Annotated in this window: 29 protein-coding genes; all 29 read left to right on the top strand. The window is 45.9% G+C overall.

The genetic code is table 11. The features are described 5' to 3' along the window. Positions 1-39: 39 nt before the first annotated feature. On the top strand, positions 40-1092 hold the full coding sequence (locus tag ACX1DY_RS07530; RefSeq protein WP_458963577.1) for a 3-oxoacyl-ACP reductase: 1053 nt from the start codon (positions 40-42) through the stop codon (positions 1090-1092). Between the two features lie 3 nt (positions 1093-1095). Further along, complete coding sequence (locus ACX1DY_RS07525; protein ID WP_458963576.1) at positions 1096-2097, top strand: hypothetical protein; 1002 nt, start codon at positions 1096-1098, stop codon at positions 2095-2097. A gap of 66 nt (positions 2098-2163) precedes the next feature. Next, positions 2164-2562 (top strand): hypothetical protein, encoded by a 399-nt coding sequence (locus ACX1DY_RS07520; protein ID WP_458963575.1) that lies wholly within the window; start codon positions 2164-2166, stop codon positions 2560-2562. Then, the gene (locus tag ACX1DY_RS07515) at positions 2559-3122 is read left to right on the top strand and encodes a hypothetical protein (RefSeq protein ID WP_458963574.1); all 564 of its coding nucleotides are present in this window, start codon (positions 2559-2561) and stop codon (positions 3120-3122) included. Before ACX1DY_RS07520 ends, ACX1DY_RS07515 begins: the two co-directional genes overlap by 4 nt. A gap of 8 nt (positions 3123-3130) precedes the next feature. Then, positions 3131-3700: a hypothetical protein gene (locus ACX1DY_RS07510; protein ID WP_458963573.1), complete on the top strand. Its 570-nt coding sequence runs from the start codon at positions 3131-3133 to the stop codon at positions 3698-3700. 47 nt (positions 3701-3747) lie between these two features. After that, positions 3748-4275, top strand: a complete 528-nt coding sequence (locus tag ACX1DY_RS07505; protein ID WP_458963572.1) for a hypothetical protein — start codon at positions 3748-3750, stop codon at positions 4273-4275. Next, entirely contained in the window at positions 4272-4706 is a 435-nt protein-coding gene (locus tag ACX1DY_RS07500; protein ID WP_458963571.1) for a hypothetical protein, read from the top strand. Before ACX1DY_RS07505 ends, ACX1DY_RS07500 begins: the two co-directional genes overlap by 4 nt. Before the next feature lie 123 nt (positions 4707-4829). Then, complete coding sequence (locus tag ACX1DY_RS07495) at positions 4830-5018, top strand: hypothetical protein (protein WP_458963570.1); 189 nt, start codon at positions 4830-4832, stop codon at positions 5016-5018. Positions 5019-5061: 43 nt separating this feature from the next. Next, complete coding sequence (locus tag ACX1DY_RS07490) at positions 5062-5850, top strand: hypothetical protein (RefSeq protein ID WP_458963569.1); 789 nt, start codon at positions 5062-5064, stop codon at positions 5848-5850. Between the two features lie 67 nt (positions 5851-5917). Next, positions 5918-6247, top strand: a complete 330-nt coding sequence (locus ACX1DY_RS07485; RefSeq protein ID WP_458963568.1) for a hypothetical protein — start codon at positions 5918-5920, stop codon at positions 6245-6247. A gap of 136 nt (positions 6248-6383) precedes the next feature. Next, the gene (locus ACX1DY_RS07480; RefSeq protein ID WP_458963567.1) at positions 6384-6530 is read left to right on the top strand and encodes a hypothetical protein; all 147 of its coding nucleotides are present in this window, start codon (positions 6384-6386) and stop codon (positions 6528-6530) included. Positions 6531-6647: 117 nt separating this feature from the next. Beyond that, positions 6648-12113: a phage tail tape measure protein gene (locus ACX1DY_RS07475; protein WP_458963914.1), complete on the top strand. Its 5466-nt coding sequence runs from the start codon at positions 6648-6650 to the stop codon at positions 12111-12113. Continuing rightward, positions 12114-12665, top strand: a complete 552-nt coding sequence (locus ACX1DY_RS07470; protein ID WP_458963566.1) for a phage tail domain-containing protein — start codon at positions 12114-12116, stop codon at positions 12663-12665. An 11-nt stretch (positions 12666-12676) separates the two neighbouring features. Further along, positions 12677-13078 carry a phage tail fiber protein gene (locus ACX1DY_RS07465; protein ID WP_458963565.1) on the top strand — a complete coding sequence of 134 codons (402 nt, stop codon included), beginning with the start codon at positions 12677-12679 and terminating at the stop codon, positions 13076-13078. Positions 13079-13095: 17 nt separating this feature from the next. Continuing rightward, complete coding sequence (locus ACX1DY_RS07460) at positions 13096-16560, top strand: hypothetical protein (protein ID WP_458963564.1); 3465 nt, start codon at positions 13096-13098, stop codon at positions 16558-16560. A 15-nt stretch (positions 16561-16575) separates the two neighbouring features. Continuing rightward, complete coding sequence (locus tag ACX1DY_RS07455) at positions 16576-16848, top strand: hypothetical protein (RefSeq protein ID WP_458963563.1); 273 nt, start codon at positions 16576-16578, stop codon at positions 16846-16848. Between the two features lie 104 nt (positions 16849-16952). After that, positions 16953-17471: a phage distal tail protein gene (locus tag ACX1DY_RS07450; RefSeq protein WP_458963562.1), complete on the top strand. Its 519-nt coding sequence runs from the start codon at positions 16953-16955 to the stop codon at positions 17469-17471. 13 nt (positions 17472-17484) lie between these two features. Continuing rightward, the gene (locus ACX1DY_RS07445) at positions 17485-19695 is read left to right on the top strand and encodes a phage tail spike protein (RefSeq protein ID WP_458963561.1); all 2211 of its coding nucleotides are present in this window, start codon (positions 17485-17487) and stop codon (positions 19693-19695) included. 70 nt (positions 19696-19765) lie between these two features. After that, positions 19766-20263, top strand: a complete 498-nt coding sequence (locus tag ACX1DY_RS07440; RefSeq protein ID WP_458963560.1) for a hypothetical protein — start codon at positions 19766-19768, stop codon at positions 20261-20263. Between the two features lie 228 nt (positions 20264-20491). Next, positions 20492-21256: a BRO family protein gene (locus ACX1DY_RS07435; protein ID WP_458963559.1), complete on the top strand. Its 765-nt coding sequence runs from the start codon at positions 20492-20494 to the stop codon at positions 21254-21256. A gap of 51 nt (positions 21257-21307) precedes the next feature. Continuing rightward, complete coding sequence (locus ACX1DY_RS07430; RefSeq protein WP_458963558.1) at positions 21308-21520, top strand: hypothetical protein; 213 nt, start codon at positions 21308-21310, stop codon at positions 21518-21520. 16 nt (positions 21521-21536) lie between these two features. After that, complete coding sequence (locus ACX1DY_RS07425) at positions 21537-21815, top strand: hypothetical protein (RefSeq protein WP_458963557.1); 279 nt, start codon at positions 21537-21539, stop codon at positions 21813-21815. Positions 21816-21875: 60 nt separating this feature from the next. After that, positions 21876-22100 (top strand): phage holin family protein, encoded by a 225-nt coding sequence (locus ACX1DY_RS07420; RefSeq protein WP_458963556.1) that lies wholly within the window; start codon positions 21876-21878, stop codon positions 22098-22100. Continuing rightward, positions 22100-22948 (top strand): M15 family metallopeptidase, encoded by an 849-nt coding sequence (locus ACX1DY_RS07415; protein ID WP_458963555.1) that lies wholly within the window; start codon positions 22100-22102, stop codon positions 22946-22948. Before ACX1DY_RS07420 ends, ACX1DY_RS07415 begins: the two co-directional genes overlap by 1 nt. A 72-nt stretch (positions 22949-23020) precedes the next feature. Continuing rightward, a complete protein-coding gene (locus tag ACX1DY_RS07410) occupies positions 23021-23323 on the top strand; it encodes a hypothetical protein (RefSeq protein WP_458963554.1) in 303 nt (100 codons plus the stop codon). Between the two features lie 446 nt (positions 23324-23769). Further along, positions 23770-24048: a hypothetical protein gene (locus ACX1DY_RS07405; RefSeq protein WP_458963553.1), complete on the top strand. Its 279-nt coding sequence runs from the start codon at positions 23770-23772 to the stop codon at positions 24046-24048. Next, positions 24038-24556, top strand: a complete 519-nt coding sequence (locus ACX1DY_RS07400; protein WP_458963552.1) for a type II toxin-antitoxin system PemK/MazF family toxin — start codon at positions 24038-24040, stop codon at positions 24554-24556. Before ACX1DY_RS07405 ends, ACX1DY_RS07400 begins: the two co-directional genes overlap by 11 nt. Then, the gene (locus tag ACX1DY_RS07395) at positions 24549-24974 is read left to right on the top strand and encodes a hypothetical protein (protein WP_458963551.1); all 426 of its coding nucleotides are present in this window, start codon (positions 24549-24551) and stop codon (positions 24972-24974) included. The genes ACX1DY_RS07400 and ACX1DY_RS07395 overlap by 8 nt, the downstream gene beginning before the upstream one ends. A gap of 1 nt (position 24975) precedes the next feature. Continuing rightward, the gene (locus tag ACX1DY_RS07390) at positions 24976-25194 is read left to right on the top strand and encodes a hypothetical protein (protein ID WP_458963550.1); all 219 of its coding nucleotides are present in this window, start codon (positions 24976-24978) and stop codon (positions 25192-25194) included. Positions 25195-25202: the final 8 nt, after the last annotated feature.

Raw genomic sequence — 25202 nt, 5'->3', positions numbered from 1 at the left:
TGTTTTTATTTTACCCTGAGGGGAGGTGAGGAACCAATAATGCTTAAGACACTAAAAATGAGTAATCCGAAAATGCGTGTCCAGGACTTCAAACTCTCAGATTCTGGGGGCCATCCAAACAAAGTACCGTTCAAATGCGCGTTGTTCGCAGTAGATCAACCGAGTGACGGTTCGCCGCATGGAGCTGGGGGAAAGAAGATTCGTATTTCTTCAAGCGTTTGTGATCAGTACCTTCAAACGTTTGTGGGCATGGCTTTAAACATTGATTATGTAAACGGCATGGCCGATCACGATCCCCGTTTTAAGGTTGCTGTGATAGATAAAGCTTACCGTTCTATGGACGGTTACGCCTGGATAGACGGCTATATCTACGGAAAGGACTTCCCTGATGTCGTTGCTACCATTCGTTATTACAACGGCCTAGCGGCTGAATACAACTGGAGTGAATACCAATTTGGAGCTTCGCTAGAAATGGAAGCTTCGGTGCAGGATGCACCAGACATGTACAACGTGCTTGATGTGATTGAGTTCTGCGGCACCGGCGCTGCAATCCTTTTTGCCGAGGCTGCTGCTTATAAAACAACGAGTTTTGCGGCAAAAAACAATAAACCCAAAGAGGAGGATGTCAACGATATGACACCAGAACAAATTAAAGCCATGGAAGATTCGCTGAAAGCCGTAACGGAGGGTATGACGGCACTGGCGGCAAGTGTTCAAACTGTTGCAACTGAGGTTGCGTCCATTAAAACGGACGTAACAAGCATGAAAGCATCGAAGGAAGAAGAGAAAATCAAAACTGCCGAAGAAGAAGCTGCTGCTACTCTCAAAGCTGCTCAGGATAAGGCCGCGGCTCTTGAAAAAGAAGTTGCAGACCTGAAGGCTGGCAAAGGCACTTCACCGGCAGAACCGCAGCGCAAGACGGCTTCAGCTGCCGAATTGCTGGCGAAGCATGGCGGCAAGGTGATAGGTGACGGCGAAACGGATTATCGCACATTTTGCGCCTCCGTTGATGCACTTAACTTGCCAACGTCGGAATCTTTAAAACTTAAAATGCAGGCAAAAGCTCAATTTGCCGAGAAGGAGAGTGTGTAATATATGAACAACCGCGTAGGACAAGCTCAGTTCGTTGATATTGCTGCTGCCACTCAATTCCAGGGGCCTGGCGCGATCATCACAGATGAGTACCAAAAGGAAATTACAGACGTATTGCGCCGATCTTCAATTCTGGACGGAAGAATGATTTATGTTCCGGCGACTGGCGATATTTCAACGTACTACGAACAAAATACTGTCAATGGTGGTGCGTTCGTCGATCCGCGTAATCCATCGGCAACTGCCACTAGCAATCCGCGTACTCCTCATGGTGTGAAAATCAAAGCCCTGACTAACCAAGTCAACTTCGGACATTATGACATCACGCTTGGACAGCAACAAAACAATTTCCCTGAGCTTAAAGGAAAAGACCTGAACGATATGCTTAACGGCATCGGACTCACCCATGGCAAGGCACTTTGGAGAGGTACTGATACAGGGCTAGCAGTTCCTACATCCCTCCAATATGTGGGGCTTCCTAATCAAATCACTAACACATTCACTGTTGGGGCGACTGCATCCATTGTATCGGCTATTCGTGCGAAAGTGGCTGCGATGGTAGCGAGTGAGTTGTACGAACTTATGCCGACAGCAATTTACATCCATCCGATTGCACATCACTATCTGGAGGAAGAAGAGCGCAATGCCGCCAATAATGAAACTCAGATCAGCAACCTGAAAAAGACAACAGTTGCTGGGCTTGAAGTGTTGGCAATTATGACTGCAGCAGGCTTGCTGCCGATCATTCCTGAGCCATTTATTCCATCAAAAGTTAATACCACCACGGCTTCCAACACAGACTACGGCATTGCAATCGTCACAGAGCCGATGATTGAATACCACTATGTAGGCGAGAAAGGAATTTATCTGTTCCAACTTGGCACAACAGGAAGCCTTCAGGAGCAGTATGTAGGTATCAAATACGGCGCTCCTGTCGCCAAGGGCCCAGGTTACGCCCATGCATATGGTACTATCGAGCGTCCGACTATCGCAGCGGTAGCCTAATAAATAGAATACCAGGGAGGCATTCAATATGGTGTCTCCCTACATTATGAAAAGGAGATGATTCAGTTGGCAAAATCGAATCTGGATAAGTTGAAAGATACGATTGCTGAAATTACGGCATTGTTATCACAGGTGGAAATTGGCGATGATAGAGGTCAATACCCTCAGCAATCAGCAGATTTATTTAAAGAAGCAGTTGCTGCAGCAGAAGCATTGGTTATCACCGAGGATGCAAGTCCGAGTCAGTTTGAAGCCCAAACAATAATGTTGAATGATGCGCGCAGTTCATTTATGGACACAAGAAACCCAATGACTCGAAAAGTTAGGCTTCGGGGTACACCAAGCCAGTGCATAGGGCCCCATACCATTCATTTTAAAGATGTTGTTGTGAACTTTGTAGATGGGGAAGCACAACTGCCCGATGAACTTGCGGACCAACTAGTCAATGATGGTTATGCAGAATGAGCCAATACCTAACTACAGCAGACGATGACTACGTTCCTGTAGGAACGGCATTAACGCTTCCGTTAATCATTAGGGCGTCTGCCATCATAGACGGACGATGCAAGCGTGAGATTGGCGTTACAACCTACACTGAGCGGATACCGCTGACAAACCAAAGAGGGCATTTGTCCTATTATCCAGTGAAGGAAGTAACGGCTGTAAATGGTCGAGCTGCATACGGCGTTACTGGAGACAACTTCTTTGGAGTGCCAAACTTCGTCACCGCTGATCTTAGCACTTTGGATGTGGACAAGGAAATAGGTACGGTAATATGCGGCGGTTCGCCTTTTGGAATTCCCTACACTGAGTTGGAAGTTACCTATACCAGTGGATGGGACCCAATCCCTGATAAGGTAAAAGTGGCGTGCGGCCTAATTATTGCACAACTCAGCAGAAACCCGGATACGAATGTAAAATCAAAGAAAGATTTTGACTTCAGCATTGAATATTTCGGGAATGACATGATTACTCCTGAGATAGCAGATTTGCTCTCGGAATATCAGCATCGTTCCTTTAGGTAGGTGAAAACATGTTTTATCAATTTGCACACCGCCATTCACCTTGCACAGTCAATGGAATGGCTGATGTAGTTATTTTATCCCGCGAGAACAGAGGTACAGCGGTTATTGGTAAAGAGTACATGTACAATGGCGTATTTGCTGAGACCTCACCCGTGAAGCCGGGAGATCTGATCGAAAACGGAGATTCATTCTTCGTTCAGACCATGCGGCCAACTACGGAGAAGGATAAATACTGCTCTCTGGTAAAGACCAATGCAGTTATCACTGTCAATCGCTACTCTCAAGAGTATGATGAAAACGACAATCCTAAAGGACCGGAAGAATACAGACCGACTGCCGAGAACGTAAAGGCTTTTGCTCAATACGTCTCAGCGCGGTTGCGGCAAGATGATCCGGGATTGCTGCCCACCACTACTTACACGTTGCAATTACAAACAACGGTTGATATAAAAGACCCACAAGACGCAATCCATCCCGATCAGGTTATTTTACGCGGTAAGGCTTATCAGGTGGATGCTGTTGATGTGGTTAAATACCCTAATCTCCTGCATGTGCAGTTATCGAACAGTGTGCGATGATTACCGGATATGATGCTGTAAGAGCCTCCAGAGACTTGGAGAGAAAGTTGGCTGTCGAGATAACAGGGCTCACTAAACTGGTGCTGCTGACCGCCAAGGGCGGCATACGATACTATCCAGCCGTTCGAGACAAGATCGAAATGAACATGTTTGTGCTGGCAAACAAGATGATTCAAAGTGATATCACAGCGGACTATTGGCAGGCATGGCTTGAACAGTTTGGTAAAGGCTCCCTGATGGCTGACAGCAGTCAAAACCCCGGACTGGTCACTTATATGAATTCCGATGCCTGGAACCGACTGAGATCAAGAAGCAGCAAAGTGGTTGTCGGACGTGGGCAAGGGAACTACAAGAGCATTGACGGTACAATGCGGTTCTCAGGCGGTGGCTACGCTGGAGTTGACTTGGAAGAGTTAGCCGAACGCGGAGATATCGACCCAAAGTTCAAGCCAACACCACCGACTTACTTTTTGAGGATTGCGATCCAATCCAATCGAGCACGCATCCTTGAAGGTTTGAGCGAAGTCATTACGAACTTCCCTTACCATCGGTATTTTCTGGAGGACAAGCGATGAGCATACATCTGATTGATGCTATTCAAAACACACACAAGGCTGACGCGGCGTTCATGGCCCTTTTGAGTCTTACACCTGCCGCAACATCCCAAGATATGGTCAAGCGCTTTACGAAGGGCGTAGAGCCAGATATCGTGGTGACAAAAGAGACCGTGCCTCATATCTGTCAATACATCATGCCAGGACAATATGGGCGCAATCCATTAGTCTTCCAAGGGAAGTTCTGCATCGACTTTTACGGTAAAACGGGATATGAAGCAAAGCTACTGTTTCAGCGTTCATTTGAACTGTTCCATGATAGAAGGATTGTTCAGCCGGGATTTCACTCCTTTCTATGCGTCCTTGCTTATGATGGGGACTTTGCAACAGGCATCAGCGGAGTCAAAGGCTATAAGGGCATTTATGATGTTGACTATATCCGTATGAATTGAGGAGTAGGCATGTATAAAGAATTCGTTAAACTATTGAATGAGATAGTACGGAATACCGCAAGGACAGGCGAAGCAATAGGTAACGCTTGGAAAAGCGTAGCGCAAAGATTGGAGTGACTCACAATGATGGAAAATCCAGATCCAAAAGAAGAAGTTTCAGAACTTGAAAAACTGATCAAAGAGAAAGTTAGACTTGCTAAAAAGCTTGGAATCATGGGTGAGAACGCAGTATCGGTTGAAGGGTATGAAGGAACTGACGAATATAAGCGCATTAATGAAATTGATTTGAGATTATGGGAGCTAGTCAAATAAACTGACTGGTTCTTTTTTATGCCATAAGGAGGCTAACAACCATATGAGACCATTAGTATTTGATGGCGTGGGCACTGTTTCCGTTTATCAAGCAGACGGAACACTGAAGTACCTGGATGATAAGATTTCAAAAGTTTCGCTGCAACTTCAGTTGGATTGGCAGAAGGTTATGGGTGGCGAGTCTGGTTACGCCTTCCACTATACTGCCCAAGATTTGGCAGACAAAGCCAGTATTGAAATTCCGCGATTCTCGACTATTTTGGCGGAAATATCCCAAGGGGCAGAAACAGAACGTGGACCAGTTAAGTTTGACGAGACTGAAACCGGAGTTTTGGACCCAACTAATGGCTACACAGTCAAGGCTCCCACAAAATACGGCGGAACTTTCGTAGCGGCTACTGATAAGGTGTTTCTAAAAGATACTGACACCGGGGAACTCGTCCCTTTAACTCGCGCAGCATCAGCACCAACTGCAGTACAATACATGATTACTGCTGCGGGTAAGGTTACGTCCGATGCTGCAAATAACGGCAAGGTTATCGTCATTACATTTTCATGGACGAAAGAAGATTCCACGAAGAGTAAACTGAGCGGAACACGCAGACCGAAGCCATTTAAACTGGTCCATCGTTTTGAACTCGTTGATGATGCGAGTGGTAATCCGGTGCCTTGCCAATTGACCATTTGGAAAGCTCTCGGGGGTGGCACGCTGGATGTTTCTCAGGAGCGGAAAAAGCCGACTGCAAACACAATGACACTTGAGATTATGCAACCAGACGTTTCAACAGATAATCCAGATGCTATTGCAGTTGAACTAATCTTCGGTATCTGATCTAAATATCAAATTGGTTCCCTTGCTTTAATGGCGGGGGAATCTTCATTTTAAGGAGGAATACTCATTGGACACTCAAATGGATCAAACTCTTAACATTGGCGATGAAGTACAACTGGCTGAAGGCATTGTAAAGAACGTTAAGATCGGAAGCATCGGGCTGATCCGCAAAGTCCGGCAATTGATGAAGGACAAACAGTATAGTTTCTCTTACTCCATCGGGCGGGACGCATGGACCGGCGAAGTCAATGGTGAGGTCAAAACAATTGACTTCCCAGCGGTCGAAGCAGCATACCGAGAAGCATTTAGTCTAGTGCTAGTTGATGGACTAACCGACGAAGAATACGAACAGGCAAATGTTGAGGTGCTGGATACACTCCTAGACCGATTTCTATAAAGAGTCATTCCCTCCAGATCCTGAGGCTGGCGAGGATGAAGATGACGAAGACCAGGAAGACAAACAAGAAACCAACTGGCTTGAAATATGGGCCTTATGTGTAGGCAATGGCATATCTGATAGCGAGTGGATCAACATGACGATTCCGAAAATCCGCACCCTCATGAAAGCCAAAAATAAGAACAGGGAATTTGAAATCATCCTGCATGGCGGGGAAATTGAAGAAAAGAAACCGAAGAAAGTAAAGTATCTTTCTGACGTGGGGTTTTACCCCAAAAAATAAATTTAAGAGACCTCCGTCACCAAACGGCAGGTCTCTTTTTCTGTATATACGGTCAATCCATTCAGTTCAGGAAAAATTTCCTTAGCAAAAATAAGGGGTGAAAATACATTGACAGACATGGGCAAAGATGTTGTTCAAGCAAGGCTTAGCCTGGATACCTCCAAAATGTTGCCAGCATTTAAGGCGATAGACCAAGGGGTAAAAGGCAATGCAGAGACCTTCAAGGTATTGAATCAAGAAATAACCGTCACCACCAAGAATTATTCCTCATTAGCCGCAGCGGCCGATAAAGTGGCGTTAACATCAGAAGAACGACGCAAGAAGATCATGGCTGAGTCGGAAGCATTGGTGAAGCAGCGTAATGCTCAAACTGCGCTGATTGACGCAAAGAGAAATCAGATGGATACGGCTAACAAGATTGTAGATGCCAAACTTGCAGCACAAGAAGCAATTATTAAGAAGAGATATGATGCCGTAGAACAGCAAGAACGCGAACATCAATTGAGAATGACCACACTCCAAAATAAAGCTGCAGCCAGTGCAGTGAAAGCGAATGCAGCCAACGGGTACAGTACAACAGATAAAACCCGAGAACGCGTACTGATGGAAGAGCAATCAATTCGCCGCAAGTTGATTCAATTGGGAGAATCCGAAAGCCAGCAAGCCCGGGCTAATGCAGCGTCCTATGAACAGTTTTGGATTAAGGCTCTACGGTCCCGGGAAATCAAAGAAGCGCAAATGAGGGAGAAGGTCCTTCAGGAAGAACAGAAGATTCGCAGGGCAATGGAACAGACCGCCAACCAGACAAGCAAACTTTCAGGGTCCAACATTGGCGGGGATATGACCTCAACAACATCGGCATGGGCATCTAGGCTGCAACAAATGGCTGCGCATGCTCTTGTGTTTAACACCGTCTATCGAGGTATCCATGAAGTACAGCAAGCCATGAGAGAGGGACTTGTAGATATAGAGTCCAATATGGCCGGGTACGTTCAAACCAATGAAAAGTATTTCCTGACCTACAATGAAGGTTCAAAAGAAGCGGTAATGAATACAAAACTGCTTCATGAGGAAACGACGAAGTTTATTCAAACAGCGCATGACTTGGGTTCAGAGATAACTGATGTAACCGAATCAGCGCGGCTTTGGGGACGTATGTACAAAGATGCTGGCGTAGTGCAGGAAATGGTTCGCAAGTCTACCATGCTGTCTACAGTCGATTTGGTAAGCCTTGAAGATGCTACGAAGAGCATGGAGTCCACGTTGGCGCAGTATGGTGTTCAAGTCAAAGATGCCAACGATGCTGCGGTGCTCGGCGGGCGTATTCTTGACTCCTGGTCAAAAGTAGCTCATGACACGATGGCGCCGGCGAAGGACTTAGGGGCTGCATTCGAGCGAACAGGTAAAATTGCAGCGGAAACAGGCGTTTCATTTGATATGATGAACGGTTTGATTTCATCCGGTATCCGCAACACCGCCCTATCCGGGGAAAACTTAGGCAACATGTGGAAAACGGTTCTCGGTACGATCCGCACGGATAAGGCTGTTAAAGAAATCGAAAGTCTCGGCGTTGCAACAAAAGAAGTGGTTAACGGCAAAGAACAATGGCGTAGAGCTGATGATATCTTGCTTGACCTTTCCACGAAGGTCATCGACAAGAACTATGATCTGACAAAATCCTATGCCGATATCTCGCGCGGGGTATACCAGTATGCGAAGCTGGCTGCGTCACTGAACGCAGGGGATATCTTACTCGGTACAGCGGCATCCATCGGTTCTACCGGTTCTACGCTGGAATATCTCAAGGTGCAGATGGATACGATCTCACGGAAAGCGGCACAGACAAAAGCATCCTTGCTCGAAATATTCAATAATGCCGGCGACGATGGACTGCGGAAGACAATCAAAGATGTCCTTGACGCCATTGACCAACTATTGATTGGTTTAACCAAAGTACCTTCAGGAGTGTTTGAAGGAACGGCTGCACTGGCGGGGTTGCTGCTTGCGTACAAAACGCTGCGAGCACCGATCATGAACGTTGTAACAGCTATACAAGTCCTGACGGCGGCAAAGACCGCAGAAACAACTGCGATTGCTACAAATACGGTAGCTAATGAAGTGAATATTGTTACCTCGCAGGGAGCGACGCTATCAACGGTTGCAAGAACCGCAGCAACAGAGGGGGCGGTAGTTGCTCAAGGTACGCTTACAGTAGCTACAGAAGGCGCTACAGCGGCTACAGCAGCCATGACAGCAGCACAAGCAACCTCGACAGTTACTATGGCAGCAGCAACTGCCGGGCTTTCGCTGTTGGCTGGTGCAATAGCTATCTATATCTTCCAGAGCGGAAAAGCTGAAAAGGCCGAACGAGATCGCATTCAGCAATTGAAAGATGATGAGGCCGCGAGCCAACAAATGATCAGTCAATACCAGCGGCAAATCGAGCTTTTGCCAAAACTTGTTGACGCGCATAAGTCTTTGGAAGCGTCTCTTCAGTCTGCCAATCTCTCTCAACAAAAGCAGGCACAGGTTAAAAAGCAACTTGATGAAGTGTCTCAGGCGCTGGTTATTACCCTGGGTAAAGAAGGAGCCAAGCAACTTGAATCTGCGGGGTACACAGACAAAGCCGTCCAGACCCAAGTAGAAGCATTAAATAAGCTTATCTTAAAACAGAATGAAGCAAGACAAAATGTTCTAAGAGATCAACAGGCTGACCTATACGATCAGCAGAAGAAAAAGGTAGAAGAGATTACCGAGGCTACCAAAGAACTTGAAAAAGTACAGAAAATCATCGCTAATCCTATCAGCAAGGCTTTAGGTACAGGAGAATTCAAAAAAGATGCAGTGGAATTAGAAGAAAAGATCAAAACTCTAGAGCAAGAAAATAACAAGCTTACTCTATCAATAACAGAAGTGGGTGTATCATTAGGCCAAGCTGCCGTTGAATTTGATCAATTCGCCGGAAAGGCGGGTACATCATCAGAAACAGCCCAGAATCAAGCGGATGCTTTTGCTGATCTGCAGGAACAGATTAAGAATAACGGTTCGGCAATCAGTGAGATGAACACACTCCTGAAAGAGATGACCGGGGAACAATCAATGAATGCGTCTGCGGCGGCGGACCTGATCTTGAAATACCCGCAATTAGCCACTGAAATCTATAAAACGGCTGATGGGTGGAGATTCGAAAAAGATGCTATTGAGGTCCTGAGAAAAGCCAAGGTGCAGAAGGCGATAGACGATCTCAAGGCTGAAAAGGCTTCATCCTTTAACACCAGAATGGCGATTGACGAGCGCCTAAAGGCTTATGGGATCGAAGCTGAAGCTATTAAGAATTTGGCTCAGTTGAAAGCAGCCGTCAATGGCGTTACTTCTGATGTTTTGACATCGGGCGAAGATCTTAAATATTTCAAGCCAGCGTTTAAGGATAAAGGCGGCGTATTGGATGAGAAGGCAAAAAAAGAAACTGCAACAAAAAGTGAACTGGATAAGCTTTACGACTCTTACGCCAAAGAACAAGCTGATTATCAAAATAGAATAAATGCTTTAAGCGCTTTGTATAAAGACCCGAATTTTGGGGTGAGTGCAGATAGTGATAAGAAAGGCAAGAGCGGAAAAAGCGCTGCTGAAAAGGCGGCAGAGAAGGCGAAGAAGGATGCTGAGCAAGCCGCCAAAGAGGCAGCAGAGGCGCGAAAAGAAGCTTACTCCGATGACCTGGACAACTTTAAATATGTTGCTGAGCGTCAGAAGTGGACCATAGACCAACAAGCAGCCGGTTATGAACGCCTGAAGAAGCGGCATGCCACTTATCTGGCCGAAGACAAGGACGCAATGAAACAATGGAGCCGGGACGTTGTAGCCTTAAGCGACAAGCGGTATGACGAAGACAAGGCGGGCTTGGAAAAAAGAACAGAGCGCATGCGTCAGGCCAACCTGCAGGAAGTTGAAATGGTTAAGGCTTCGCTCGACTTTTATACCAAGGAAGTAAAGAAGTCCTATCTTACAGCGGACCAAAAGGCCGAAGCTCAAAAACAAGTCTATGACTTAACTAAGCAATACAACGAGCTGCGCTATACCAACTCCACGAATTGGATTGATAAAGAAGCAAACAAAATGGAGATGGCCGGAAAGAGTAAAGTTGAAATCATTAACATGGAGCTGCTGGCCTATCAACGAATGGCGAAAGACAAGAATAGAACGGCAGAACAAAGCTTTGCTCTTGAACAGAATATTTATGAACAGAAGAAAGCGCTGATCGAGCAAGGCTTCTCAGACTTCCAAAAGGACTTAAACCACCGTAAAGCAATGGGGCAGGTCACTACAGCCCAGGAATTGCAGGAGTGGTTAAAAGTACAAGCCATGTATCGCGTAGGTACAGATCAGCGACTGGAAGCTGACGAACAGGTCTATGCACTCCGGCAGAAGTTGATTGAAGATCAAACGAAGTCCGTTGAGACATTGGGATCTACCTATAAGTCTAAAATCGAATCAACCCGGGATGCAGCAATCAAAGCAATAGAAGCCGAGCGGGATGCATATGTAGCTGGGAAAGATGCTGAGATTAAGGCGATTGATGATCTACTCAGCAAACAGCAGGAACTTAATGCGGATGTGGATTTTGCAACGGCACTGGCTGAAAAACAAGCGAGGTTAGCGCTACTGGCGTCCGCAGTCGGTCCAGACGGAATTGCAGAGCGGAAACAGGTCCAAAAGGATATTGAAAAGCTTCAGTTAGATCATGACCGTGAGTTAGCAAAGAGAAGCCTTGAAGAACAAAAGAAGGCACTGGAGGAAGAACGAGACACCAAGAAAGCAGCATTCGATAAGGACATTGAAACCGCCAAATCTCATTATGAGGATCTGATTTCAGCATTCGAAAGTTTTTCTTCTGACACGGCAAATCGAGCTGAAGTTCTCAAGAATATCCAGGTGCTGAAAGAATCCGAAAAGAACGCCGAAATCCTTAAACAACTGGATCAGTTTATTGCGGATTACCAGGCAAAAATGAGTGCAATAACTACTCTATCACCAACCGTAAGCAACTCGGATGGTACTTCATTCTTACCAAATAACACAGTGGTAGGCGTAGGCGGCATAGTACAGAAAGTAGCGGATTTAGCAGAGTACAATGCCAATAAAGATGCGTGGGAAGCAGCCAAGGCAGCAGGAAATAAGGAAGAGATGGCCCGGCTTCATGCCAGAAACGAAGAATTACGTAAGAAATATGGAATTATTAAAGACGACGGAGAGAAACTTCAAAGCTTCAAAGAGGGTGGGGAAGTCCAAGGTCCGCGCGGAGCGAAAGTGATGGTAGAAGCGCATGCCGGTGAGATTGTTGTGAATGAACGGCAGCAAGACAATCTCATCAAGTTAATGAATTTCAAAATGCCATCCCTTAATTTCTCAATGCCTCAGTTCTCTATGCCAGCAGCATCAGGGGGTTCATATCCGCAGCAAATACACAACCATTTCGAACTATCCTCAGGAGATAATTACTTTGAGGACCAATCAGATATTAGGGTCTACTGGAATGAAAGAGATAATTTCGTTCGAAGAGCACAGGCCAGATCGGGGGCGAAATAATTGATTGTAGCTACGGCAGACGGCGTTACTTTTGATTCGATTGGACTTGGATTGAAATCTCACAATATTCCTGTTCTTCCCCCAACAAAGGACAATTCAGTCGAACTCGCAGACCGGGATGGAGCAGTGGATTTTGGGAGTACCTATGGCCCCCGAACATTCAACCTTGAGTGTATTATAATGGCCGATGATTCAACAATTGATTATCACAACAGAGTCGCCCTCGTGGCGGCTCTTTTTAATATCCGTAAAGGTGATATCGTATTCACTTTTTCGGATAGACCAGGCAAACGATACATTGGACGTTACGCCGGAACAATGGACATCACCAAGATTATCTTCGATGGAGAACTAACCATCCCAATAAAGATGGGAGAAAATCCATTCCCCGAATCGGAAGAAAAAGTATTTGAAACAACGATTACCTCTTCGCCTGAAATGATAGTCGTTAACTCAGAAGGTGATGAAAGATCAAGTCCAGTAATCACTTTAACAAACACCGGAACGACAACGATTTCAAAATTTGTGATCAGCAATGAATACGAAATTTAAGGAGTGAGCTTATGGCAATGCAAATATCCAATTGGCAAGCGCAACAAATATTGAATTTAGCACTGCGGGGAACGGCCTGGACGCCTCCAGCGACAGTTTATCTTGCGCTTTACACCAGTGACCCCACGGCAGCGGACACGGGCATAGAAGTGAGTGGAGGAGGTTACGCTCGTAGGCCCGTTTCTTTCGCGGCAGCAGCCCTTGAAAATGGGATGATGACAATTAAATCATCCGCACAAGTCGATTTTGCGGATGCTACTGCGGATTGGGGTCTTGTGACGCATGTTGGCATTCGAACAGCCTCCGCTGGGGGGAATTTAATGTTCTTTAAGGCTATCAATGCTCGGACTATTCTTGCTGGCGATAAACCGAAGTTTCCGTCTGGCTCCACGCTAGTCCGATTCGCACAATAACGGAGGTGATTACGTAAATGGCACAACAAACGATGTATCTAGCGATGAACAATTCGCCTGGAACGGAATTATCCGCAGCCATAACCGCAGCATCCACGTCGATAACCGTAATATCAGCCGCAGCGCTTCCGGCAGCACCGAACCTAATCACGATTGGAACGGATGATACCGCCGAAGTCGTACTTTATACGGGCATATCCGGCAATACACTAACGGGCTGTACGCGGGGATTCGGCGGAACAACTGCGCGGAGCTGGGCGATTGCGGCGCGGGTTGCGCGATACTACACAGCCGCCGACCATAACGCATTTAAATCCAACATCGAAGACCTGGACGCACGAATGGGCCGTGTAGACCTTACTCAAACCCTTGGACCAGGAACGTCAGTGCTCACCGCAGACCAAAACGGCAGCGAGCTTGATTTAGCGGTTAATGGGCGGACACTGGTTAACCTGCTGGGGAGCGCAGGCAACGGGGAGAGTTTGACGGGGTGGAGTACTTCTGGAAGTGCTCCTACAGTTTCTACAACTCAAAAGCGGTCGGGGTCTTCTTCATTCAAATGTACCCCAGACGCAACTAAAAATAGTTATATCTATCGGGATTTCAGTTTCTCGTTGGATACAGCTAAGAATTATCTTATCGGAGTATGGGTCTTCATCGAGTCTGCTACAACGACCGCTGAAATCTCTCTTCGGGATGTGGGGACATTCGTTCCCCGTTATATCTCCTATGTTGTTTTAGGCACAGTCGGCAGTTGGCAATTTATTTACATTAAAGTGCCGAGCGGAAACGCCTTGGTCGGAAATGGGTTCAGACTTTTAGCCGGCTGCGGTTCTGCGGGTGTAGGTGTTATTTACATTGACGATATCCGACTATATGAAGTCACAGCCGCAGAGTACGCCGCCATTGGCACTACGATTACAGGCGAGGCCATTGACGCTTATCTACCGTATGTAGACGGCAAGCAACACGTACAGGGCGCGGCGATTACGAAGCAAGGGCGCAATTTGTTTCCGGGAACACCGGGCACACTTCACGCCAATGCGCGTGTCAATGGGCCGTATGATTTGACACTGACGGCTACGGCAGATAACCAACACTCAACATACATTCTGCCAGTGGTCGGTGGAGCCACGTATACAATAAAGTTTTCTGAAATCACAGGCGTTGCCTACTATGTTATTAAAGAGTACGGGGGAGCAGGATCAGGAACACAGATTGTGGACGGGAATGCCACACTTCCTTCAAGGACATTTACTTTAGGATCATCCGTTAATCAAATTATTATCTATATGACCTCACTTGGAGCAGGTATAACTACCTTTAAAAATTGGCAGCTTGAACTTGGCGGCGTAGCTACACCGTTTACGCCAGCAGAGCCGCAAACGGCTATCCTCCCCGTCACTCTTGGAGAGGTAGGCGGTATAAGAGATAGCGTGTACTCACAGGGTACAGAGTGGATGTATGTAAATAGATTGAAGCGCGATATTGTTGCGGGAGGAGCACTTGCTTGGACATCCATATCAAGCGCAACGGGTTATAAAGAGGTCCGCACAACGCTGGTCGAGGCAGGAATGTCCGGCTATAGCAGGTTGCTGAAATATAATGGAGCGCCTGTAAAGTCTGCCGGAACAGCCGAGGCAGACTCTCACTATTTGGGCGGATCATCTCTGTACGTACGGGTAGCGACAGCAGATTCCGGCTGGGGCGACTCTTACACGCCGTCATCTGCGGAAATCTCGGCCTATTTCTATGGTTATCGTATGAATAATGGAACTTTCGGCACTGCTTATAACGGGACCGGCACAAAAACCTGGACCACGATGGATGCGACAAGCAATACCGGAGCAGTGACCACCGTACCGGCAGCACAGGCTCCAATCACAACAGCATGGACACCGTATGTGCTGGATTACGCTCTTGCCAACGTAGCCGCGCCGGTAGCCATTCCGAACGCGGAGGGAAGCATTACACTTCATCCCGGAGGCAATCAGATTAGCGTCGAAACGGGAGTTATTCAGCGCGAGAAGGTTGTGCCTAAACTGGATAGCGGTAACTATTACATCGTCTCAAGCACTAATACAGCATATTGGGGAGCTGCCGCGCTGAAAAGGTTGGCATCAAAGATTTTGAGCGTGTATCAAGGTGCTGACTTGGACTCCAGATGGATCATAAATAGTAGTCCTAACGCAAGGCTGTCTCCGTCCGACTATGATGCGTCCAAGGACTATTACGTCACCTACCTCGCCCTGGACAAATACGCCTTGAGCGCCAATGTCGTAGAGACAGCGGCAACCTGGCGGACTGGTCTTGGCGGCGTTGTCTCCGATGTGGTTCAGAGCGTCGCGGAGCTGCGGCAGGCCGATGATAGGCAGGACTTTGCCATTGATTATGCAGAGGCCAAGACAGATAATCTGCGGCTGGACTTTACCGCGCACCAGGTCGATTACGTTCGACAGCCCGGGTATATCCCACTTACAACGGGCGGACCTACAGCCTACGCTGGTACGTTAACGCCACCACCAACTGCAGGGATTGTTGAAGGTTTTGGCGTTACAGCCGTATTTAACGCAACCAATGCAGCTAACCCAACGCTCAATATTAACGGGCTGGGTGCAATAGCGCTCAAGGACCAAAAGGGCGTAGCGTATGCAGCGGGTAAGCTCGTAGCAGGCAAGCCGTACACCTTCCGGCGTGTGGGTACGGATTTTTTGGCAGATAGCGCGGGTGGCTCCGGTGATGCAGTGGCTGGAGATATTCGCGCGGGAAAAAAAGCAGCAACAGACGCGGGAGACGTAACCGGGACGCTGCCAGTGCAGACAGGCGGGACGGTTACGCCAGGGCCGTCTAACATCGTCAAAGCAGCGGGGATATATGATGTGCCTATTACGGTAGCTGCCGTGAGTGTTCCAGCAGGCAGCGTGCTCACGGGTACGACGATAGCGGGGACGGCAGGCGCGATGCCGAATAGATCAGCAGAAAACATCCACATGCCGGGTAATGCCTCCACGGTATGGGCCGGAGACAGATTTTTTATTCAGCCTCCGGCAGGGTATTATGATGGGTCAACATGGGTAACCGCAGGAGTTCCGGGTCTTACTCCTAACAATGTACGCAAAAATGTGCAGGTGGCTGATATGGTCGGAACTCTGGTTGAGGGCAAGCCGTTTGCTTCTGGTACGTATTCAAGTCCCAACGCCTGGGACTCAATGACCATAACCGGATTGGCATTTACTCCGCGAACGATTATTATCCGATCATCGGCGGGCGGGTTTGCAAAGCAGTACGTGTACCTGCCTGTCGCTACCGGCAATCTGAACAACATAGGCTTGCAATGGTCGCCTGATAAAGTCGTGACAATAGATGATGGTGTTACATCAGCGGCTGTATCATGGTCAATCAATGCAGGTGGCTTCTCAGTAAACTTCGGATACTGGCAGCAGGTCAACGTCACGTATACGTGGGAATGCTATGGAGCCTAAAAGGAGGGATACAGCTTGGAAATTGGAATGAGAATATATTACGACCCAGCAACGGGTAGCGTAATCTTAAACACTGGAGAGCGTAGCGGCAGCGTGGTATTGACCAGCATCGAGGAGGACTTTACGGCATACCGTGAGCTGGCGGACCATACTCCTGAAACAGTAGGCGTGCTGCAACTGGAATATGGACAGTACGCAGAGGAGTTTCAGGGTATCGACGGCTATCGCGTAAATCCGGCGACTGAGGCGTTGGAGTTTAGCTATCCAGATCCGGAGAAACAGGAATAGAAGTCAGTAGCGCCCATAGAGGCGTTTTTATTTTGCCCTCGGGGATTTCCGGGGGCTATTTTTGTGGTTAAGGAAAATTTTCCTGAGCAAAAGGAGGGGATACGATGTTTGCTGGAGCCTTTAATCGCACACCATTTAACCTGCCATATGTAGCGGAAGTGCTGTTTTCGGTGATGTTTGAACCAATAATTGAAGTGGATTCTCGATTGAACCTTGAAATGCCTTTCGGATTAGCCTTTGAAGTAATTGGAGAGTTACAGGCGGATATGATTCGGGAGATACCGTTCATCGCCTCCATTGAAACAATGACAGAAATACAAACTGAAATTGGCATTGAGATGCCCATATCTGCAGCCTTCGAGGTTATGACGGAATTTCACGCCCAGGTTCGTTACTTTCACACTGACATCATTTCCTTCGAAGGAAACTTTGCTCCTGGTGATCGGATTGTTATAGATAGCCAAAAAATGAAGATCACCAAGAATGGGCAGAACATTATTCACAACATGGAAGGTGATTTCTTTGACTTGGTGCTTGGCGACAACAAACTTACCTATACCGATACAGCAGCTAGTAGGTCGGTTCTGATACGCGTCACTCACCGAGATAAATATTTGTACTAGGAGGTTAGTGAGAATGAATTATTTGCAATCCTACGATAAAAACATGAAACGCGTAGGAATACTCATAAGTGCGTATGATATTGAACGCAAACGCCGGATTAATTCGGACTATGAGTTACAATTTATTGTTCCAATGAACAGTGAAGATTACCGGGAGAAATTGCTTCTAAAGGGCCATGTTAAGGACGAGCGTGGACAGTATTATGTCATCAACAGCCGTTCAAGAGTCCGTGAAGACCGGAAATTAACGGCCTCAATCATGTGCACTCATGTGATGTTCAAACTTACAGATTATAAGTTTCCGTATGCTTCATATATCGCTGAGGCGTATGGCGTTCATATCTCACAACTGACAAATCTAATCACTGCAGCAACGGGCGGAAGATTCACATTTTCAATCGACGATACTTTTGATCTTCATGATGTAAAAGATTTCGGACAAGGGAACTGCCTACAAGCACTTAATAGTATCATAGAAATGTATGGCTGCGAGGTGGAGCCGGATAACTTTGTGATACACCTGAAGAAACAAATTGGGACAGACAATGGCCTACAATACAGAATCAAGAAGAACATTGTCTCTGATCAATTTAAAGATGATGCCTCAAGCCTTACGACACGCCTATTTGCCCAAATGAAGGACGGAACTACTTGGATAGGTCAACCAGCATCCATCCTAACAAGCGAAGAGAGAGCGCTGCTAGAGGCCGTTCCGGGGGCTATCGTTGACGGGATCTTGAAAGTAAACTATTTGATCTCACCTTACGCCGCAACCTGGGGAAGTGATTCCGTTCCGTACTTCGACAACGAAATCATTGAACAGGATATTGATCCCGAATTAGACCTGAACAACGCCGTTTCAGAGCTTCTGAAGGTCACCCGGAAAACATTGCGGGACAAAGAAATCCCTTCCTTTGAAATCTCAGTAGATGGAGCGGACCTGTTCAAAATCGACAGGGAAGAACCAAAACCAAATCTTGGAGACATCGCCTATGGATATGATCCAGATATGGAAATGAAAAATCTTAAAGCAAGGATCACCGAGCTTACCGAATATCCGTATACCAAAGAGAAGCATGCTCAAGTCACAGTAGCGAATGTCATGTTACGAGATTATAACGATATCATTGCAGACTTAAATAAAAGTAAGCAATTAGTTGATAACTTATATTCAAATGGCCGAATTCGGACAGAACTTTTTGAAGCGGTAGCCAAGCAGGTTATTGTGGATATTAATAACTCCAAAACAGAACTCTTTTACCCAAAAGAGGGAGGGATACTCGCTCAGGACAAAAGCAACCCGTTACGGCAAGTGAGATTGACTGCTGCAGGCCTTGGGGTATCTACCAATGGCTGGAACGACATTCGCGCAGCCATTACGGCCGATGGTGTTCTGGCAGAAACTGTTGTAGGACAATTCGGTAACTTTGTCTCCATGCTGATCGGTACCGGCAATGCTGTTACTCAAATTAATACAAACGGAATTGCGGCAGGACATGCGAACTTCAATGAAGCTCCGTTTCGGGTCGACATGGCCGGGAATTTGATAGCGAATAAACTGACGGCCAATTCAGCCTCAATAGCAAACTCCAATTTCTCTGGAGGAGCTATCGTCGGTTCATCTATTAATGTAGGTGACGGAAGATTTGTCGTAAACTCAGCCGGAAGTGTTTATGCAGCAGATGGAACATTCCAAGGAACTATTAATGCAAGAGGAGGTACATTTGAAGGAGATATATATGCTAGTGGAAAAATACATGGAGGAACTATTATAGGTGCTCGATTTTTGACTGATCTGCCGGGTTTATACCCGCGTGTTGAGATTGACCCATATTCTATAGCCTTCGGTGTATATTCATCGGCTGATAGTGGGATTTTGATTCCTGCATATGATAATGGCGTGTCAAAAATACGATTTCTAGCAAACGGGAATGAATCTACGATCTATAGTTCACCGGGAGTTGGTCTTGCGATATCATCACATTCAAACCTCGCCTTAGTTGGAAATAATGTAAATATTACCGCCTCGACTGGATATGTTAATTTTGAAACGTGGTCCAAAGTTAGAAATAATACAGGAGTAACTCTCCAAGGGGAATTGGATGCGATCTGGGCAGCAATCAACGGTTTAGCTATTAATTTGACCTTTGATCCAACCACACGAAACCTTAAGCTTTGGAGTAGGGCTGGAGCGTTATTATCCCAAGAAAATATTCCAAAGTAAAAGATTGAAACTTTTATCAGTTTGGGACGATAATAGGGATATAGAAAACTTTGCCAAGGGAGCGATAGTCTTGAAAAAATTCATATCCGGTGTTATTGTCGGCGCACTGATATTTGGAGGCGTTTCGGCCTTTGCTGACGGTGTGGGTCTTGTGGGCAAGAAAGTATCTGGAACCTATACCGTTGTGAAGGATGGTAAGAAGATTGCTGATGCCGCAATCATTGACGGCTCAGCTTATGCGCCTGTACGTGCGATTTCAGAGGCGGCAGGTGTGCCTTTGTCGGTTAAAGGAAAGGAGATTCTTATGCAGGGTTCGAATGTCGTTGAAGGTAATGTTGGTCAGGATGCCACTAAAGAAGAAATAATTGCTGCTATCGAGAAAAAAAAGGAACAAATTAAAACTTTAAACGAAGTCAGTATTAACACGTGGGAGTCTTTGATTAAAGAGAACCCGAAATCAACGTCTATACCTAATTGGCAGACCGCACTTGATAGATCTAAGGCACAATTGCAAACACTACAGCAGGAACTCGCTGACTTGGAAGCACAACTCGCAGCAATTAAGTAGTAACCCGTAGTAATACAGTATGTAAACAAAGATATCCTTATAACTAAGAAGGTCTCTCTTATAGAGGGGCCTTTATTTTGTTTTTGATGAAGGTCAGGTTCACCTTGCACCCGACCTTACGATATCCGTAGTTCAACCGCATAACAACAGCCTTAAGCTATAAGTATGAAAGCCTTCGATAACTCGGAGGCTTATTTTTATGTCCAAATTTGAACGGAGGAAGTATTAATGAGCGAAAGCAGTATGTTTTTCTTTGAAGAACAGCACGAAGTGACGGTTCTTACAAAAGCAGATGTTGATATTGAATTCAAAGGAGATTTCTTGATCTGTGCAAAAGATGTTGCCATTGCCTTAGAATATCAAGGGACTTCAGCGACAGCCGAAGTGTTAAAGTTCGTCAAGGAGAATCAATTGTTCTTAGTGAGAAATTCTAATATGGTGAATCGCCATATTAGAAAAATACACAATACAGGAGAGACTTTCATCACGAATTTGGCCTTGAATCGCATCCTTGGTAAATCCGAAAAGCCAAAAGCTGCTGAATTTCAAGATTGGTTGTATGAGGATATTCTTCCATCAATCCAAAAACACGGAATTTACGCAACGGACAACGTAATCGACAACATATTGAACAACCCTGATTTCGGTATTGAACTGCTGACGAAACTTAAGGAGGAACGAGCCGCCCGGATTCAGGCCGAACGGACCAATGCTATTTTGATGCATGTGAACAAGACATACACCGCCACAGAAATTGCAAAAGAGATTGGTTTCAAGTCTGCAGCAGCTCTTAACAGAGACCTGGGCGAACGGAATATTCAGTTCAAACAAAATGAGACCTGGCTACTTTATAGCAAATACGCTGATTATGGTTATGTGGAAATCAAACAAGAAGTTCTGGATAGCGGAAGAGTTGTTTACCACCGGCGCTTTACTCAATTAGGCAGAGAATGGCTGATTAAGTTGTATGAAAATAAATCCGGCATCGCATAACCGTTCAAAAATGGACGGTTATTATTTTTGCCTGAAAGGAGGCGGAAATACATGGTAGTCATTAAAGGATTAGATTTGTCTGTCAGTCTTGCGAGACCGGAGGATGAATTGATTAAGACAATCATTACTGTGCTGGAATTTTTCCCAGGACAACAGCTTGAGATATTACAGAAGGTAGACCAAGGGATTGGCGAGATGCTGGCAGCGCTGCAATCCAAAACAGATCCACAAAATGAAGTTCCTGGGCAGGGAACGGACAAATAGGAAGGGAGGAACGGGAGTGGAGTTTACAACGGTCACAGCAATAGTTGCAGCAGTAAGTGGAGTTGTACTAGGGTGGATAACCAGGACGTCCGCTTTTAAAAAGGACGTTGCCCAGGAGGCTGGCAGCGGTGCTGCCCTCCGTACAGATGTTGAGTACATCAAGCGCGGCGTGGACGACATCCGGGCAGACGTCCGGGTGCAAGGAAAACGTACTGATCAATTGGCTGAGCGAGTCACGCGGGCCGAAGAGAGAATCAATCAAGTTCAAAAGAGGGTTGACAAATTGGAAGAATAGAAGGGAATGGTTTTTGTGGAATGGAATGCAGTAGCTAATTTTATTAAGCCGGAATTATTGATGGTCGTAGCTGTTTGTTGGGTAATCGGTTATATTCTCAAGCAGACCCCACGGGTACCGGACTGGACGATTATCTACGTGGTCACGCTGGCTGCAGTCGTTGTAGTGTGCCTGATGCTAGGCTTCAGCCCTGAAAGTATCTTGCAGGGCATCCTGTGCGGAGCTGTAGCGGTCTACGGTAATCAATTGGTTAAACAGACTACCAAAAAGAGCGGTGACGAGTAATGACGCTCACATTGGAGCAAGTGAAAGCCAAGTCCACATCTAAACTGAGTGGGCTTATTTCGGCTGACCGTGCTGCCGCCGAGGCGCTAATTGAGTTTGCTTACGCCCACGGTGTACCAATTGTCATAACCCAGGGGCTGCGGACAATTTCGGAGCAAGACGGCCTGTACGCCCAAGGACGGACCAAGCCTGGGCAGATTGTCACCAATGCCCGGGGAGGGTACTCATACCACAATTTCGGGGTTGCTATCGACTTTGCTTTGCTCCTGCCTGACGGTGGCGTGAGCTGGGACACCAAGCGAGACGGTGACGGCGATGGGATTGCCGATTGGGATGAGGTTGTGGCGGATGCTAAGCGCCTTGGTTGGGAGTGGGGCGGTGACTGGACTAGCTTCAAGGACCTCCCCCATTTGCAGATGGATTACGGGCTGAGCACAGCGGATTTCCGCGCAGGCAAGCGACCAACACAAGCGCAACTGGATGCAGTGATCAAAAAAATCCAAACACTAAAAGGGGAGGCGGACGAAATGTCTGCAGAGGATAAAAAACGGATTGAAGATCTGGAGGCCGCAGTTGAAGCGTTGACTAATAGCAGAGATACACTAAAGGATCAGGCGCTGCAGCAGGCCGTGGAGATTAAAGAGCTAAAGACGGCGGTACTGGAGCTGACGGACACCACGCCGCCAGCATGGTCCTTGGAAGCTATTCAGGCTTTGCATGACACGCCATCTGTTATTAACGGTAAGCCGGTTATTGATACGCCAGACAAAGCCACGAAGACAGAAGCCCGGATATTTACGGTACTGCACCGGCTGGGCCTGACAGCCCGACTGAAAGGAAATAAGTAAATTCCCAAACGCTTGGGAATTTATCTGTGTGCCGTGATATACTTGAGGTATCTCATATAAGGGCGGTGCAGTATGCCAAACGTATACTTTACTGGTTTAAGCATCGAGGAGCGGGAACAAGCAATACAGACTGCTGATTGGTTTATGTCGCAACTGACAGCAGAGCAAAGAGAACATATCTCCAAAATGATTCCGGTGGAGGACATACAGGAGATAGCCATCGTGAAGCTCGCTGAAATTTCTAGCAGAAGAGGACTTAACTATATCCTGCAACGCGACCACTATCAGGAAGTACTTGGATCTGATAATTTCGATTGGGGCCCGGGATCACCTTATTACGATCAGAATCGGTTATCTTTATATCGTAAAATATGATTACTTTATGCCCACTGGCTCCGGCTGGTGGGCTTTTTTGCGTAATTTGTCCTACAAAGGCTTTCGTGAGCAGATCAATACACATGCTTATACTAAGTAAGAGATCGAATATGATGACATACATTATTTTGGAATGTAGTTGTAAAAGTAATTAGTACTTTTACTTATTTTGTAGAAGCCAAAAATTGCTATAGATCCAGAATCCAGAAGTTGGGAAGAGTGCATACTGACTTCAGCTGGCGGACATACTAATAAAGCCCGAAAATATCCCGGAAACAGTCTTCATTTGAAAAGTGACTTGTTTTAAGCAACTACCAGTAACAGCTGGTTGTATCGTTTTGTTTTTTGTTGAATATATTGGCTAAGATGATACATAGATTAGTTTGACTTGACTAATTGACAATTTAGTAATTGGAGGTGAAAATATGAATAGGAGGAGATCGCGTATGTCATCTTCAATATTGCAAGATAAAGTGTTATATTCGAGATTAATGGCGGCGAGCTTAGTTTTGAGTACTGCCAGGTTCAAAATGGAGCAATACATGGGAATTCATCAAGTTTCAGCTATGTTAGATGATCAGAACTACTATGAAGGATTAAAGATGTATTATCAAGAAGAGAGCGAGCAACTTTTATTGTGCGCGGATCAATCACTTTACTCAAGTGAAGAAGCCGAAAAGGAATTAGACGTCTTTTATGAGGAGACGCAAATAAGTGGAAATTAAACGAGGACAAATTTATATTGCTGATTTAGAACCCGTCCGTGGAGCCGAGAAAGGGAAGCAGCGGAGGGTTCTAATTGTGTCTAATGATATCGGAAATGAGTTGGGACCGACGGTTATAGCAGTACCGATAACTGGAGAAGTAACAGCAAAAAGATTAAAAATGCCGATGTTTGTCCGTGTCTTCCCTAGTAGTAAGAATGGACTAATTAAAGAATCTTTAATTGATTGTAACCAGATTCGGGTTTTGAGTAAAAAAGACCGAATAGGTGATTTTCTTGGAGAAGTTGACTCGAACATAATCGAAAAAGTTGATCGCGCTTTAGAAGTATGCTTAGCCTTAAAAAGATGTTTTAAATGTAATAAAGTATTAATGCCCCATAAAAAGCATTGTGTTTCATGTGGAGAATTACAAATAAAAGTATGTACACACTGTATGAGTGAAATGGATGCAAGGTACTCATATTGTCCTTATTGCGGCAATAAAAAAGAGGTGAGAATTAGTGGGTAAGAATGTAGACCCGATTCTTTTAAACCATATATCACAGACTTTGCCTAATCTATCAAACTCTGTTAATCAGATTTTAGATCATATTTCAAAAGAGAAATATCAAAATAAGGAACTGCTATCAAAGCTAGCTGTTTTGAACAGTAATTTTAATTTCCTTGAAATAGAGGAACTGGAAGATTTCGATGCTGAATCTAGGGAGCTTTATAAACGTTATGTTGAGGGGTTAGGTTTGCTAATCGACGGCGTAGGTAAATTCCTTGTACTAATTGCTGATGAAATCGGATTTCCTGAAAGAGTAAAGGCTAGCAGAGATAGATTATCAACTCAAGAAATTTCAACACAATCAGCAATAGACGACTTATTTAATGGATCTAAGATAATTGCTTCAGTTGTAGAAGAGGCTACAGGAGACAATTAAAATGAACACTACATACAAAGTCCTGGAGAGCGACACGGACTTCCTGACTGCAGCCTTGTCGCAATCAAAGGTATCCGTCTGGTATCGGGAAGATCCAGACCCCATAGGCCACCTGATGGACTATGGCGGCATTGTAGAGGGATATACACCAGAGTCGATCAAGATTAACGGAGCGAGGTTCATTCGGCAACGGTTTGAATTTAGAGCATACATAAAATAACCCGCCGG

It is taken from the genome of Paenibacillus sp. BAC0078 (assembly GCF_054483875.1).
This window is presented reverse-complemented; position numbering and strand designations above follow the sequence as displayed.

Excerpts from the sequence above, each read along its gene's own strand:
- ACX1DY_RS07530 (WP_458963577.1), top strand. The coding sequence starts at position 40 with ATGCTTAAGACACTAAAAATGAGTAATCCGAAAATGCGTGTCCAGGAC.
- ACX1DY_RS07525 (WP_458963576.1), top strand. The coding sequence starts at position 1,096 with ATGAACAACCGCGTAGGACAAGCTCAGTTCGTTGATATTGCTGCTGCC.
- ACX1DY_RS07515 (WP_458963574.1), top strand. The coding sequence starts at position 2,559 with ATGAGCCAATACCTAACTACAGCAGACGATGACTACGTTCCTGTAGGA.
- ACX1DY_RS07510 (WP_458963573.1), top strand. The coding sequence starts at position 3,131 with ATGTTTTATCAATTTGCACACCGCCATTCACCTTGCACAGTCAATGGA.
- ACX1DY_RS07500 (WP_458963571.1), top strand. The coding sequence starts at position 4,272 with ATGAGCATACATCTGATTGATGCTATTCAAAACACACACAAGGCTGAC.
- ACX1DY_RS07495 (WP_458963570.1), top strand. The coding sequence starts at position 4,830 with ATGATGGAAAATCCAGATCCAAAAGAAGAAGTTTCAGAACTTGAAAAA.
- ACX1DY_RS07490 (WP_458963569.1), top strand. The coding sequence starts at position 5,062 with ATGAGACCATTAGTATTTGATGGCGTGGGCACTGTTTCCGTTTATCAA.
- ACX1DY_RS07480 (WP_458963567.1), top strand. The coding sequence starts at position 6,384 with ATGACGATTCCGAAAATCCGCACCCTCATGAAAGCCAAAAATAAGAAC.
- ACX1DY_RS07475 (WP_458963914.1), top strand. The coding sequence starts at position 6,648 with ATGGGCAAAGATGTTGTTCAAGCAAGGCTTAGCCTGGATACCTCCAAA.
- ACX1DY_RS07465 (WP_458963565.1), top strand. The coding sequence starts at position 12,677 with ATGGCAATGCAAATATCCAATTGGCAAGCGCAACAAATATTGAATTTA.
- ACX1DY_RS07460 (WP_458963564.1), top strand. The coding sequence starts at position 13,096 with ATGGCACAACAAACGATGTATCTAGCGATGAACAATTCGCCTGGAACG.
- ACX1DY_RS07450 (WP_458963562.1), top strand. The coding sequence starts at position 16,953 with ATGTTTGCTGGAGCCTTTAATCGCACACCATTTAACCTGCCATATGTA.
- ACX1DY_RS07445 (WP_458963561.1), top strand. The coding sequence starts at position 17,485 with ATGAATTATTTGCAATCCTACGATAAAAACATGAAACGCGTAGGAATA.
- ACX1DY_RS07435 (WP_458963559.1), top strand. The coding sequence starts at position 20,492 with ATGAGCGAAAGCAGTATGTTTTTCTTTGAAGAACAGCACGAAGTGACG.
- ACX1DY_RS07430 (WP_458963558.1), top strand. The coding sequence starts at position 21,308 with ATGGTAGTCATTAAAGGATTAGATTTGTCTGTCAGTCTTGCGAGACCG.
- ACX1DY_RS07420 (WP_458963556.1), top strand. The coding sequence starts at position 21,876 with ATGGTCGTAGCTGTTTGTTGGGTAATCGGTTATATTCTCAAGCAGACC.
- ACX1DY_RS07415 (WP_458963555.1), top strand. The coding sequence starts at position 22,100 with ATGACGCTCACATTGGAGCAAGTGAAAGCCAAGTCCACATCTAAACTG.
- ACX1DY_RS07410 (WP_458963554.1), top strand. The coding sequence starts at position 23,021 with ATGCCAAACGTATACTTTACTGGTTTAAGCATCGAGGAGCGGGAACAA.
- ACX1DY_RS07405 (WP_458963553.1), top strand. The coding sequence starts at position 23,770 with ATGTCATCTTCAATATTGCAAGATAAAGTGTTATATTCGAGATTAATG.
- ACX1DY_RS07390 (WP_458963550.1), top strand. The coding sequence starts at position 24,976 with ATGAACACTACATACAAAGTCCTGGAGAGCGACACGGACTTCCTGACT.